The sequence below is a fragment of the Paenibacillus taichungensis genome (assembly GCF_050994985.1).
In the GTDB taxonomy this organism is placed as follows: Bacteria; Bacillota; Bacilli; order Paenibacillales; family Paenibacillaceae; genus Paenibacillus; species Paenibacillus taichungensis.
The window spans coordinates 3,774,137-3,787,554 of the sequence record NZ_CP194720.1 but is presented as its reverse complement, the minus strand read 5'-3'; the positions used below and the strand labels follow the sequence as shown (position 1 = coordinate 3,787,554).

General features: G+C 46.5%; 9 protein-coding genes. 6 read left to right on the top strand and 3 right to left on the bottom strand.

Translation table 11 applies throughout. From position 1 onward, the window contains the following. The first annotated feature begins 51 nt into the window (after positions 1–51). Complete coding sequence (locus ACR1R9_RS16805) at positions 52–2,172, top strand: alpha-galactosidase (protein ID WP_433923144.1); 2,121 nt, start codon at positions 52–54, stop codon at positions 2,170–2,172. 68 nt (positions 2,173–2,240) lie between these two features. On the opposite strand, the gene ACR1R9_RS16800 is transcribed toward ACR1R9_RS16805, so the two are convergent. Then, positions 2,241–3,998, bottom strand: coding sequence for a cache domain-containing sensor histidine kinase (locus ACR1R9_RS16800; RefSeq protein WP_433923145.1), 1,758 nt, complete (start codon positions 3,996–3,998; stop codon positions 2,241–2,243). A gap of 222 nt (positions 3,999–4,220) precedes the next feature. On the opposite strand from ACR1R9_RS16800, the gene ACR1R9_RS16795 reads away from it, so the two are divergent. The 3 genes from ACR1R9_RS16795 to ACR1R9_RS16785 all read left to right on the top strand — a co-directional run bounded on the left by ACR1R9_RS16795 (position 4,221) and on the right by ACR1R9_RS16785 (position 7,833). After that, entirely contained in the window at positions 4,221–5,177 is a 957-nt protein-coding gene (locus ACR1R9_RS16795) for an ABC transporter permease (protein WP_433923146.1), read from the top strand. A 28-nt stretch (positions 5,178–5,205) separates the two neighbouring features. After that, complete coding sequence (locus tag ACR1R9_RS16790; RefSeq protein WP_076289391.1) at positions 5,206–6,096, top strand: carbohydrate ABC transporter permease; 891 nt, start codon at positions 5,206–5,208, stop codon at positions 6,094–6,096. A 132-nt stretch (positions 6,097–6,228) separates the two neighbouring features. Continuing rightward, positions 6,229–7,833: an extracellular solute-binding protein gene (locus ACR1R9_RS16785; RefSeq protein WP_099853504.1), complete on the top strand. Its 1,605-nt coding sequence runs from the start codon at positions 6,229–6,231 to the stop codon at positions 7,831–7,833. An 81-nt stretch (positions 7,834–7,914) separates the two neighbouring features. Here ACR1R9_RS16785 and ACR1R9_RS16780 read toward each other — a convergent pair whose 3' ends face one another. Next, complete coding sequence (locus ACR1R9_RS16780) at positions 7,915–10,353, bottom strand: glycosyl hydrolase family 95 catalytic domain-containing protein (protein WP_433923147.1); 2,439 nt, start codon at positions 10,351–10,353, stop codon at positions 7,915–7,917. Positions 10,354–10,562: 209 nt separating this feature from the next. On the opposite strand from ACR1R9_RS16780, the gene ACR1R9_RS16775 reads away from it, so the two are divergent. Continuing rightward, entirely contained in the window at positions 10,563–11,462 is a 900-nt protein-coding gene (locus ACR1R9_RS16775; protein WP_099853500.1) for an AraC family transcriptional regulator, read from the top strand. Between the two features lie 76 nt (positions 11,463–11,538). Continuing rightward, positions 11,539–12,486, top strand: a complete 948-nt coding sequence (locus ACR1R9_RS16770; protein WP_433923148.1) for a divergent polysaccharide deacetylase family protein — start codon at positions 11,539–11,541, stop codon at positions 12,484–12,486. Here ACR1R9_RS16770 and ACR1R9_RS16765 read toward each other — a convergent pair. Then, a complete protein-coding gene (locus ACR1R9_RS16765; RefSeq protein ID WP_433923149.1) occupies positions 12,461–13,234 on the bottom strand; it encodes an N-acetylmuramoyl-L-alanine amidase family protein in 774 nt (257 codons plus the stop codon). The two genes, ACR1R9_RS16770 and ACR1R9_RS16765, sit on opposite strands and share 26 nt — an antisense overlap. Between the last annotated feature and the right edge of the window lie 184 nt (positions 13,235–13,418).

Here is a 13,418-nt window from a genome sequence, read left to right as displayed (position 1 = left end):
TAATATGTATGTTCACAACACACAGCACGAGGGTAACAGGAACTCGAAAGGATGATAGACTTGACGATTCAATATAATGAACAACTACGTATATTTGCAATACAGACGCAAAATTCGTCCTACATTTTCGGAATTAATGAGAGGGAACACCTCCAGCATCTATATTGGGGTAACCCCGTGGACATCGAGGACAGCGCTCCGTTGCTCCATCTACAATCCCACAGCTCTTTTGACGCGGAAGTGGAAGGAGAGGTGGAGGAGTACAGCTTCTGGGGAGGTGCATCTTATACAGAGCCATCTCTGAAGCTGCGTATGTCTGATGGTGTCCGCGATCTTCATGTAAAGTATGACCGTCACGAGATCATTGAACAAGATGGCAGACAGACGTTGATTATTACGTTGAAGGATCAGGTATATGCACTTGAAACGCAGCTGATATATCGGGTCATCCCGGAATTCGACCTGGTGGAGCGTTATGCCAATATCGTAAATAAGGGACAAGAGGATATCGTGCTGGAAAGCATGCAATCCGCAGCCTGGACTTTGCCATATCTCCAGGATTACCGCCTAACTCATGTTACGGGGAAATGGTCGGGTGAATTCCAACTGCGCAATACCATTTTGACAGAGGGAAAGAAGGTACTTGAATCGCGGAGAGGTTTCACGGACGGTCATGCCAACCCATGGTTTGCGATTGATGATGGTCTTTCGACAGAAAGCGGCGGTGGGGTATGGTTTGGTGCTCTGGCCTGGAGCGGCAACTGGAAGATTGTTGCGGAGAAGACCCCATTCACGCATGTACGGGTAACAGGTGGCATCAATGATTTTGACAATGAATGGTTGCTGGGTGCGGGCGAAACGTTTGAGACGCCTGTCTTTGTCGGCGGATTCAGCCCAGAAGGCTTTGGCGGAATGAGCCACCGCTTGCATCAATATCAATACAATTACATACTGCCTCGCAGTGAAATCGGGAAAGTGCTGTACAACTCCTGGGAAGCTACCTACTTCGATGTGAACGCACAGGACCAAATGGCGCTTGCCGAGCGGGCAGCCAAGATGGGCGTGGAGCTATTCGTCGTGGATGACGGCTGGTTTGGACAGCGGCATTCCGACCGAGCGGGGTTGGGCGACTGGAACGTGAATAAAGAGAAGTTCCCGAACGGACTTGTTGAGCTGATTGATCAGGTTCACGGACTTGGGATGGAATTCGGCATATGGGTAGAGCCGGAGTCGGTCAACCCGGATAGTGATCTCTATAGAGAACATCCAGACTGGGTATATCATTTTGAGACTCGGGGACGTACGGAGCTTCGCAATCAGTTGCTGCTGAATATTTCCAAGCCGGAGGTTAAGCAATACATTCTCAATTTTATGACCGAACTGCTTGGCAACCATGAGATTAAGTTCATTAAATGGGATATGAACCGGACCATCACGGAGCCTGGCATGAAGGGTCACCCCATAAACCGTCAGAAGGAAGTATGGGTAAGGCATGTCCAGAGTCTCTATGATATATGGGCACAGCTGAGAGCCAAGTTCCCGGATGTGGAATTTGAGACCTGCGCAGGAGGTGGCTCGCGGATTGATCTGGGCATCTTCCGTTATGCCGACCAATCCTGGCCGAGTGACAATACGGATGCGTTCGACCGTCTGAGCATTCAGGAAGGCTTCTCCTATACGTATGCACCACGTATGATGACCTGTTGGGTAACCGAGTCACCTACAGGAATGAACGGTCGAAACGTCTCCCTGAAGTATCGTTTCCACAGTGCAATGATGGGCACGCTTGGTATTGGCTCCAATCTGAACGAGTGGAGTGATGAATGGATCGAACAGTCCGGGGAATTCATCGGACAGTACAAAGCCATTCGCCACCTCGTACAATTCGGCAGACAATTCCGCCTGACTGCGCTTCGCGATAAGGGGGTTACGGCTGTCCAGTACAGCGATGCTACCGCAAGTGAACATGTTCTGTTCGCTTTTCTTCACTCGCAGAAGCTAGGTGAACCGTTGCCTAGACTGCGTTTGGCGGGTCTTCAGGCTGACAAGACCTATCTCATTGAAGAACTGGGATTATCGATCAGTGGCCGTGCGCTGATGAACATCGGGGTGGAGCTATCTCTACGTGGCGATTTCGACAGTCTGGTATACCGTATCCGTGAGCAGGTATAAAAGGATGCTGTAGAATGGATTAAAAGGAGTGCTTTGCAAGCCAATAGTGGCTGCATTGCACTCCTTTTTTATTGGATCTCTTTTTGTGGCAGACGAATTTGGACCGTGGTTCCCATGCCTAGTTTGCTGTACACTTTAACACCGTAATATTCACCGAATTTCAGCTTAATTCTCCGATCCACATTTGAAATGCCATAGCCGCGTCCTTCTTTCTCTTCAAACAAAGACTGAAGCATCTCACGCCGCATGCCCATTCCATCGTCTATAACAGATAAGATGATACTATTGTTCTCGATGACGCCCTTGATATGGATATTTAGGGGCCGATCCTGATTCCAAAGAGCGTGAATGACTGCATTCTCCACAAAAGGCTGTAACGCAAGCTTTACGGTCGAGTAGGGAAGGATCGATTGATCTATCGTGTAGATGATATTCAGCTTGCCTTTAAATCGAATAAGCTGAATGGCATTATAGCTCTGCGTCAATTTCAATTCCTCATTGATAGTCAGGATGCTCTTTCCTTTATTCAGGGATATCCGATAAAATTTGGCCAGGTGAAGGACCATATCCTGAATCTGGGGATCCTGATGTTTTACGGCCAGAGAGGAGATCGAGCCGAGTGTGTTATACAGAAAGTGAGGATTGATCTGAGCTTGAAGCAGGTCAAGCTCGGCTTCCTTGCTCTGTAGCTCCTTCTGGTAGACCTCCGTAACCAGACTTTTCAGCCGGGTTGTCATCTGTTCGAATGCAAAGTGAAGCTGTCCTATCTCATCACTGCCCATTTGTTCCTCATGGGTAGGGTTGAAATCTCCCCGTTCAATGCGCCGAATCATCCGTATTAACGTCCTGATGCGTTTGCTGAACAGCGATGCGGTAATATAAATGAGCAACAGCGCCACGCCGATGAAGCCCAGTGAAATTTTGATAATAAGCTGAGAGAGAGATTTAGCATCCTTAATAATACTGTCATAAGGGAAGATGGATACCGTTTTCCAGCCGTTTTTGAGCGTGTTATAAACCGCTAGAGCCTTCACACCTTGATACGTTGTATCAAATCTGCCTGAAGGTGTCTCGTCAAAATTCTGATGAAGCAATTCGGGCAGGCTTGTGTTGATTAACTGCTTGTCTGCTGAAGATAGAATAATGCCCTTGTCATTGATAATAAAAATATCTTTGCCACCTGCTTCTTTTTCCATGAGAGAGTAGATGACAGACTCGGAAATTTGAAAGACCAGCATCCCGTAGGGATACTGATTACTATTGTTGTTCAGCAGCCGGGCAAGCGTAAACATGGCGGGACCATTCTCGGTCTGCGGCGATGAGAGATGAATAATGTTCCCATAGGATTGTTTCAATTTGTGGAACAGTTCCGTGTTCTGAACTTCGGGTGTAATCGGCCTGATATAATAATTGTCTTTGGGCAGCGATGGATTGTCTGAATAAATGAATGCGCTATCAAAATCAGGGTAGGCAGCCATCACGGTGTCGATTCGATTGCCAATGTAGTTATAGACGTCCAAATAGGATGGATCATCCTGATACTCGTTCGTAAGGTAATTGGCAAGACGATTATCCAAATAAATGGAGGCGGAAATATGTTCGTAGCTATCCAGTTTATTTTCCAGATTTTTAGTGATCTGAGCTGTTGAGTTCGTCATGTTGATGTAGATCTGCTCAGTAAGTTTTGTTTTGGTAAGTTCATAGGAAAAATAAACCAATAACATCATCGGAATGATGGTGACGAGTACAAATACCATAAATAGTTTGGAACGAAAGGTCAGGTTAACAAAAGGCATGTATATGTATTTTCGATAGAATTGGCGCATTAGGTAGCCCTCTCTTGACTGATTATTCGTTGCACAGTTCATCATAGCAGAGTGATTATGGAAATCCAATCCTCTCTTTGCACAAAAACATCTTTAAAAAGCGGTATCTTTCGGAGAATTCGACTATGGCAAGCGATCTGCGTCAAATTTATGATAAATAGGAGAGAAGTTGATCAAGATATGGCTGGCCATGCTGCTGTATAGAAAAAGGGAGGGTATTTAATGCATAAGGTAAGCGCTATCAAAACAGTCAGGAGCAATAATCTGATAAGCAGACTAAGAGAGCAAAAATGGTTATTCGTGCTTATGCTTCCTGCCTTCATTGCGACATTGCTATTTTCCTATGGTCCGATGTTTGGACTATATATGGCGTTTACAAATTATCAGCCGGGTGGGGGATCGTTTTTTTACCAGTTCTTCCATGCCGAATTTGTAGGTTTCCAGTGGTTTGAGTATTTCTTTACTACAGGGGACTTCTATCGGGTTATGCGTAATACGCTTGCGACAAGCTTGCTGACGCTGTTCTTCGGATTTCCTGCTCCGATCATTCTCGCGCTTGTGTTGAATGAAGCGAGACAGGGATTTTTCAAGCGTTTTGTACAGACGGTTTCTTATCTGCCGCATTTTATCTCATGGGTAATTGCAGCCAACATTGTAATTACGCTGCTGGCTTCGGATGGAATGCTTAACAATATTCTGGTTTTGCTGGGTATTGTCAAAGAACCAGTTGCATTTTTGCAAAACGGGCCTCTATTCTGGTGGATAATCGCATTATCGAATATGTGGAAAGAGATGGGTTTCAGTGCCATTATGTATCTCGCCGCAATCGCTTCCATAAATCCTGAACTCTACGAAGCGGCCAGGGTAGACGGAGCCAGCCGATTTAAGCAAATGTGGCATATTACGCTGCCATCCATGCGCCCTACAATTGTTATATTGGCTATTCTTGCGGTCGGAGGCATTTTGAATGCAGGATTTGAACAGCAATACCTGCTGCAAAATAATACCGTACTTGAATACTCCGAAGTTATCGATATTTATGCCTACAAATACGGACTACAGAACAGCATGTTCTCTTACGGGGCTGCCGTGGGGATGTTCAAATCCGTTGTTGCCTTTATTCTTGTTCTCATCGTGAACCGGATTTCCAGAAAAGTGAACGACCAGGCGTTGTTCTAACTATAAAAGACAGAGGGGAGCGCTTGTGATGATTCTGAACAGATTCGGGGATCGTATTTTCAAAATTATTGTGTATTTCATTCTAATTCTCGTATTACTGGTTACATTTCTTCCGTTTTGGAATATACTCGTTCTTTCATTGAACAGCGCGGAGGATACGGTAAGGGGCGGCGTTTACTTGTGGCCTAGGGACTTGACCTTGGACAGCTATCAGCAGATTTTGAAAGATAGCGAGATTTTAAACGGGCTGTGGGTAACCGTCAAACGAACGCTGATTGGCGCACCGCTATCGGTTCTCGTCATTACGATGCTTGCGTATCCGCTAAGTCGGCGGAATCTGGTTGGTCGCAAAGGCTGGAACCTGTACTTTATCTTTACCATGTATTTCAGTGGTGGGCTCATTCCGTTCTACATGGTGCTTAAGGCACTGAACATGATCGATACATTTTCGGTCTTCATTTTACCAAGTTTGATGAATGTTTTCTATATGATCATTGTCCGTACCTTTATGGAGCAGCTTCCCCATGAGATTGAAGAATCGGCGAGGGTGGATGGCGCTAACGATCTGACCATTTTCTTCCGGATTGTGATGCCGCTGACAACACCTGTACTTGCAACAGTGGGGCTTTTTCAAGCAATTGGGCATTGGAATGCCTGGTTTGATTCCTATGCATTTACCTACAGCTCGGACCTGAAGACCTTACAAGCCGTGCTTGTCAAAATATTGAATCAATTTCAGACTGGCGGCATGATCTCACAAACGCAAATGCTGGCCAACTCGGCCAAACGAAATGCAGTTTCCAGCGATACCATTCGAATGGCTGCTACGATGGTAGCCACCTTACCAATCGTTATGGTGTATCCGTTCCTGCAAAAATACTTTGTTAAAGGCATGACTTTGGGAGCGGTGAAGAGTTAATCTATTCCATAATCCGGTTGCAGGAAAGGCTTGTGTGGTGGCCTCTCCTGAAAGGGGGTGGGCAAAGATCGTTTTGGAAATGCTCAATCAATCACTACAGGAATTTATTCATTGGGAGGAATTAGGGTGTCAATGACAAAGACAAAAAAATGGATGACCATGGGGATTACGGCTGCATTAGTCGTTGGTTTGCTTGCGGGCTGCTCCTCCAGTGATGCGGAGAACAACACAGCGGGAAAAGATGGGGAACAAGGGCCGATTACGCTGTCCTGGTTTGATGGTAATACCAAAGGAGAGCCTTTTACCGATGCGGTTGCCCAGGAAATTACCAAAAAGACAGGCATAGAGATTTCCATACAACAGCCAACGGGTAATCCAACGGAAAAACTGAGCCTGATGCTTGCCAGTGGTGACTATCCGGATGTGGTGGTCATGAGCCGGGGAGATGCTTCCCTCGATAAATATATTTCAAGCGGCGCATTCATTCCACTGGATGAGTTAATTGAAAAGTATGGTTCTGATCTGAAAGAAATGTATGGCGAAACATTGACCAAAACACGTTATACAGACGGCAAAAACTACTATCTGGCAAACTGGTATGGACTCGACAGTGATCCGGTCTTCGGTATGCTGATGAGACAGAGTCTGTTGGAAGAGTTCCTTCCAGACAAAGCAGATGGTTCACAGCCCCTCACCACGGACGAGTTTGAAGCACTCCTGAAAAATTTCAAAGAAAAATACAATACGATTGATGGCAAAGAGTCTATTCCCATGACGATGAACGGTGAAAACATGGGCGCGAATCTGGGAACATTCAAAGGCATGTGGGGCTTAAAAACGTATTATGACAACAATGGACGTCTGCAATATGATGTTAAGGACCCTAAATATCGTGAAATGCTGTTATATATGAATCGGTTATATAGAGAAGGTCTGATTGAGAAGGAATTTGCCATTAGCAAAACGCAGACATGGATTCAAAAGCTGACGACCGGCGCGGTATTCGCTACCCCTGGAGCATATTGGGACCCAGGTAACGGCAATGCGGCCCTGAAGAAGGATGGCGGGGAAAAGAATCAGTTGTTCGCATACAAGGTTGTTGCTCCAGGTGTAGATCCGGCCCAAACCACATTTGGCCCAAGAAGCTCGCTTGGATGGGATGCAATCGCCATTACCAAAAATAACAAGCACCCGGAAGAAACGATCAAACTGTTTAATTATCTGGCGAGTGATGAAGGACAGCATTTGCTGCTGTGGGGCAAGGAAGGCGAACAATACACCATGGTGGATGGCAAGCGCCAACCAGACCCTGCATTCCTGCAGAGTTTCAAGGATAACTGGGATGATACAGTGAAGAAAAGTGGCGTTCGTAAATGGTTATGGTTTGTCAAAAATGGTCTGGATCCAAATGGACAGCCGTATGACATGGCCGTTAAATTCCAACGCAGTGAAGTGGATGAACTGGCCCTCAAGAGTCTTGGTGATTCCGTATGGGATACAGCACAGTATGATAACCTGAATCCGGATGGGGGGACACCTCAAGCACTGACGGCCCAGAAGGTGAAGGATATTATGGATCAGAGCATTACGAGAGCCATTATTGCTCCAAGTGAAGCTGAAGCCAACTCCGTATTTGACAAAATGCTGGAAGATATGAAGAAGGCTGGCGATGAGAAAGTGGAAGATATCATTAACGAGAAATATGCTCAGCGTATGGAACTGTGGTCTTCCAAGTAATTGAAAAGCAATTTATAAATAAGAAGCGTCCCGGGATAGTCCGGGACGCTTCTTATTTATGGACACATTCCACAAGATGAGCTAAACCGTTGCTTTAACAATGGAGATGAAATCCCCTGCTACTGTGGTGATCTTGCCAACCTGACCAGACAGTATATATTGCTCACCAGAAGAAACTGTGCATAATGCCCCTTCTGCCCAAGGGATATAGAAGGTTAGACAAGCACCAGCTTCGCTCTCAATCTCGATCCAATCCGTCTCCCCATCCACAAAAGCTGCACTGACAAGGAAGCCTCCCACAGCACGTAGAGTATGGAACTCTGCCTTCTGTTCGCTCGGCCAGTTGGGGAAGAAGCGCAGGTTTCCATTATAACTTTGAAGAAGGCATTCATTGATCACGGTAGGCAGGGAGAAATTTTCGAACCAGATACCCATCCGGGACATGAAATCGAAGTTCTCCTTGTCAGCATAGCGACCACCGCTCATGAGGACCCGATCTGTGCAAGTGCCGTTTGGTAGCAGACAATACTGGATTTGACGCTTGAAGCGTTCCAAATCCAACACGCCAAGCCGGGCTCCGGCAAGATGATAGAATACCAGTTCATTCCCGCCTTCGTTGCGGTGATTAAGGTAGGAGTTCACCGCGGTCTGGTATTCCTCCTCTGGCGAATGAAGTCCGTGCTCTTCACCTGGAAATACGGTCGTAATAGGAATGGGGACGTTATACACCACATCAGGATCCTCACCCTCCACCGACACAAAGACTGAACCGTTGCGGGATTCGGCTTTCGGATAAGAAGGGAAATGGCTCAAAATCTCTTTTACTTTCTCTAGCAGATCGTGCTCGGATTCCATCCTATCAAGGACATCGCAAGCCTGGGTGTACGCATTGAACAGAAATCGCGTTAGTGTAAGGTCAATCAGGCAGTCTTTGTTTTTGGCAAAGCCAGGTGAAATCTCATATAGCTCCGGCACCACCGTCGGAAAAATGTGATAATTACGATCTCCCCAGCGTTCACCCTGTGATTCGGGGCGATTCAAGTAATCGACCATAAACAGCACGGCTTCTTTCATGGGTTGAAATGCACGATCACGCAGGAACGTCTCGTCCATGGAATATAGATAGTGCCACCATAGACTTTGTACGGTCCAAGGCGTCTCACAGATTTCCCATCCCCAGTGCGGGACAGGGTAGGGCATCATGGACATTTCAACAGGATAGGCCGAGTGGGGGAAATAAGCTCCGCTCAGTCCGTAATAATCACGTGCCCACGCTCGGCTGACGGGAAGTACATGATCAACCATATCCACGTAGGGAAGATGTTTGTCGAGATGATTGCTGGAGAATGCGAGCCAGAATGGCTGCTGTGTGTTGTAATTCATGTGGTAATCCCCATGCCAGTCTGCACCGATGGTACGATAGCTCCAGTTGGCAAATAGACCTGGACAGGTAACGCCCTCTTTCACGGCACAATTAAAAAAGTACAGATTGTGGTACCAGATACGCTCCAGAAATTCATCTTCCAGTGCGACGGAGGAGCGGCTCCAATAATCACGCCACATGGCATTGGATTCTTCCTTAGCTTGACTAAAAAAAGATAGTTCTGGCGGGTGGGCCTCATTATTCAGTTCGCTATAAAGGCCCTCCCAGAGCTCTGCGCAAGCCAAAAAGCCATGTACAGGTTCTCCCAGAGGGAAGCCGTTGACTGCGGGCTTCTGATGATGCAAAGCATATTCTTTCATTGCAGATAATCCAGACGAGCGAACAGCGAGCCGGAAAGCTCTATCTTTTTCATGTGTGATATAGGGCACAGCGGGATGCTCCACGTACGGCAAAATTTGCGTAAATGACTGTTTACCCGTAATTTCGCTGGTAACGACTGCGGCTTGAGGAAATTCAGGCGGTGTTTCAGGGTCAGGAATCAGCTTGATCTCCTCGAATAAGGGGATCAGATCACCCGTCGCGGTATCACTTACCTTCATCCAGACCCGGTCGTGCTCTCCTTCTACAAAGAGTTCGAATACAGCAGGTTCACCATCGATCAGGAAATCAATTGTGCAAAGGCCATTGGCAATATCCATGGTATGGCCGATGACTTCGGCCTTTCGCCGATCATACCGCAGCAGCAGTGACCCGCAGGGCATGGGCTTGGGATAAGCTTTGCTGTAATTTTGGCCAGCCATCTCACAATATTGTTTGTACCACGGATGATCCGTTAATTGCGGCAAATCTGCTGGCAGTGCAGCGAATCTGTCATATACCTCTTGGAAAGTCATGAGCTCTTCACGGTGTTCTTCGGCGAGACGAATATCCCATACATTGTTGTGTCCAAAATGGAGCATCACAGCGTCAGGGCGGGTTGTTACGACAATACCCAGTCCTCCATTGCCCAGTAGTGCGCCTTCAAAAAAATCCGGTGCAGGACCATCGAAGGAAATGGAATGCTGCTTTGCACGTTCATAGCCTCTGTTCTTATTTATCTCGTATCTTCTATTCGGCTGCTTATCATTCTTCTGCACAAGTTTTCCTCCTCATAAAGTCATGCGATGTACAGTTATTACTGTATCTGAACAGCAGTTTGCTGTATTTAGCAAGACGTCCATGATTTGCACGATCGTCAGATCAATTGGCGCACGATGATATGTACCTCTAGTCTCCAATTGTACCTTTCGGTGAAGGAGATGAAAGGTTAACATCGAGAAAAACGGAGTCGGAAAGGAAACTTCCAATGAATTTTGCTTCCTTGCATCCCTATGTATATTTGGCAACCCGGTACCCTTTTGCGAAGGGTCAGTCGAGTTCTCCGCGAATTTGTTATACCAGCTCCATTTACTTGATCAGCGAAGGGTATGGGGTATTAAGTACAAATGGAAAGAGCAGCAGACTTGGCCCCGGTTCACTGATCTATATTCCAGCAGGTCAACTGCATGAATGGGTGGCTGATTCGGATAACCCTATGGTTCACCTGTGTTGTTATTTTGATTGGCATTATGTGGAGAGAGAAGATGTATTTGATACGGCTTGTCCGGTCTGTTATCCACCAAATGTGTTACAGCAAGCTTATGTGGGCCCGACTTTTCCGTATGCGCTAAAAGAAATATCAAAGGTGGAATCTCTGCAGATTTGGCAGGATCTTTTTGAGGATTTTTATAAAAGCGGGGCATACACCAATGAGCAGACTTTTATGTGGAGCTTGATGATTCAGCGTAATTTCCAGACGTTTATCGACTATTTTCTGAACTGTTGCATGGGGAATGACTATGTAATCCCTGATCGCCGGATATCTCAAATGCTTAAAAGTATGGAGCAGGACTTACTTCACGGAGCGCCCAAGCAACTGGATAGCTATTACAAAAGCCTCAATATGAGCCGTGGACATTTTTTTGAGCTGTTCAGGAAGTCTACAGGATACTCTCCCAGTAAATATATGAATCACTTTCGTATTGGACGAGCGAAGTACGATTTGCTTCACACCACATTAAGTATCACTCAAATTGCAGAAAAATATCACTTTAAGTCTGTTCATTATTTCTCCCGCCTCTTTCATCAACTGACAGGTCAGGCTCCGCGCCAATATCGCTTATTAAGTCAGTCCAACACTAGGGCCTCAAGCGCTTCATTGGAATGAACAGGCTTTTTTTGTCTACATATTCCCCCTTCATTGTTCAAATAATGATGGGACAGAACAAAGGAGGGAACGATGGATGAATAAGGCCGGACGAAAAGGGTGGTCCAGCACCTGGAAATTTAAAATGTCAGTGGTAATCACAGGTACGATATTCATGGTTTACGGTGTAGGCCTCTCTGCCAGCAGTGCGGAACCACATATTCCTTCAGGGCAAACCCCAGAGCAAATGTTAACGGAGCTGACCTCAACACAAGTACCTGGTTCAACTTCAGGTAAGATATCACCAACTCCGACAGACAAATCGCAGCGTAAACGAATGGCGATCATCATTGATGATGCGGGGAATGACATGAAAGGGACTTCTGAAATTTTGGCGACCCCGGTTAAACTCACATTGGCCGTGATGCCATTCTTGCCAACGACGAAGAAAGATGCGATTGCCGCACATGAAAAAGGAATGGATGTGATTGTTCACATGCCAATGGAGCCCAAAAAGGGCAGACCGGAATGGCTCGGTCCAGGAGCGATCACATCCAATCTGACGGATGAAGAAGTGCGTGAACGAGTCGAGAAAGCCATAGATGAAGTTCCTTATGCCGTCGGCATGAACAACCACATGGGTTCCAAAATTACGTCTGATAAACGCATCATGTCCATTGTATTGGATGTATGTCGAGAACGTGGATTGTTTTTTGTGGATAGTCGAACCAATTTTCGCTCTGTGGTAGGGGAATTGGCCATCACCAAAAACATGCCACCCGTCGGCAACGATATTTTTCTGGATGACCACAATTCCAAACAACAAATACGCAAGCAAATGGATTTGGCAGCCCAACGTGCTTTGGCCAAAGATGTGTGTGTAGTGATTGGTCACGTTGGCCATACCGGATTAAATACCTCTGCTATCGTCCATGAATCCGTATCTCGGCTCAAAGATCAGATTGAGTTCGTCGGTATTAGCGATCTGGTTCGAGATGTGTGGCATTGGCAAGCAGAGCCTAAACTGCCGACAGATAATAAATAATGCCATTAGCAATGGACTGTGCAATCCGTTTCTGTTCGCTTGGGTCGCTGATCATTGCGCGATCATGTGCATTGCTCAGAAATCCGGTTTCAACAATTACAGCGGGTTGCTTCACATGATTTAACAGGTAAAAGGGCTTGCCCCATACAACATCGCGCTCCGTCTCGTACAATTGATTTAGCTGATTCTGAATGGAGCTTGCGAGCATGTAGCTTCGTCCTTCGTTCTGATGTAGAACAACAGGGCCTCGCGCAGCTGATCTCGGACTCCAGTTGGCATGGATGCTGACGACGATGTCGGTACTAACCTCTTCGCTAAGGCTTTTGCGTTGAGCCAAATCTCTGCGATGGCGTGAGCGACTGTTTAACCAGCGATTCTCGTCACTCAGCGCATAATCGCCGAGTCGGTTGATGATGACTGCATAACCCTTGCTGCGAAGCAGGAGATACACCTTTTGGCTAATGGCTAGATTGATGTCTTTTTCCAGTACACCATGGTCTGTTGTTCCACCGTCAATGCCGCCATGACCAACGTCCAGAAGGATGACAGGTGCTGCAAACGCATGATGAGTGGAGTGATAGGCATCTCCATCGGTTACCGGCAACATGGATGGGCTTATGGGCGATCGTTGTGAATGCAATGTAGGTAGGTCGGTCAGGGCGAATGTCGCCGCACTGGCATGTGTGGTTAGAGGGATGGAACTGATGCTGATTAGCAATGCCATCAACGCGGCCAGCAGCTTATACATGAGAATACACGCTCCTTCTTGAAATAGGCATCTTATGTCATAAAGTGAGTGGATGGATACCTTTGGCATTAGACTGTGCATTCTTCTGTTTTTCATACTCTTTGCAGCAAAAAAAATGTTTATTGATGATCCCTTCTGCACACAATAGAAATAACATAAGCCCCGGCTTTGCCGGAGCTAAGGG

Coding starts and splice junctions, on each gene's coding strand:
- ACR1R9_RS16805 (WP_433923144.1), top strand. CDS start 52: ATGATAGACTTGACGATTCAATATAATGAACAACTACGTATATTTGCA.
- ACR1R9_RS16800 (WP_433923145.1), bottom strand. CDS start 3,998: ATGCGCCAATTCTATCGAAAATACATATACATGCCTTTTGTTAACCTG.
- ACR1R9_RS16795 (WP_433923146.1), top strand. CDS start 4,221: ATGCATAAGGTAAGCGCTATCAAAACAGTCAGGAGCAATAATCTGATA.
- ACR1R9_RS16790 (WP_076289391.1), top strand. CDS start 5,206: ATGATTCTGAACAGATTCGGGGATCGTATTTTCAAAATTATTGTGTAT.
- ACR1R9_RS16785 (WP_099853504.1), top strand. CDS start 6,229: ATGACAAAGACAAAAAAATGGATGACCATGGGGATTACGGCTGCATTA.
- ACR1R9_RS16775 (WP_099853500.1), top strand. CDS start 10,563: ATGAATTTTGCTTCCTTGCATCCCTATGTATATTTGGCAACCCGGTAC.
- ACR1R9_RS16770 (WP_433923148.1), top strand. CDS start 11,539: ATGAATAAGGCCGGACGAAAAGGGTGGTCCAGCACCTGGAAATTTAAA.
- ACR1R9_RS16765 (WP_433923149.1), bottom strand. CDS start 13,234: ATGTATAAGCTGCTGGCCGCGTTGATGGCATTGCTAATCAGCATCAGT.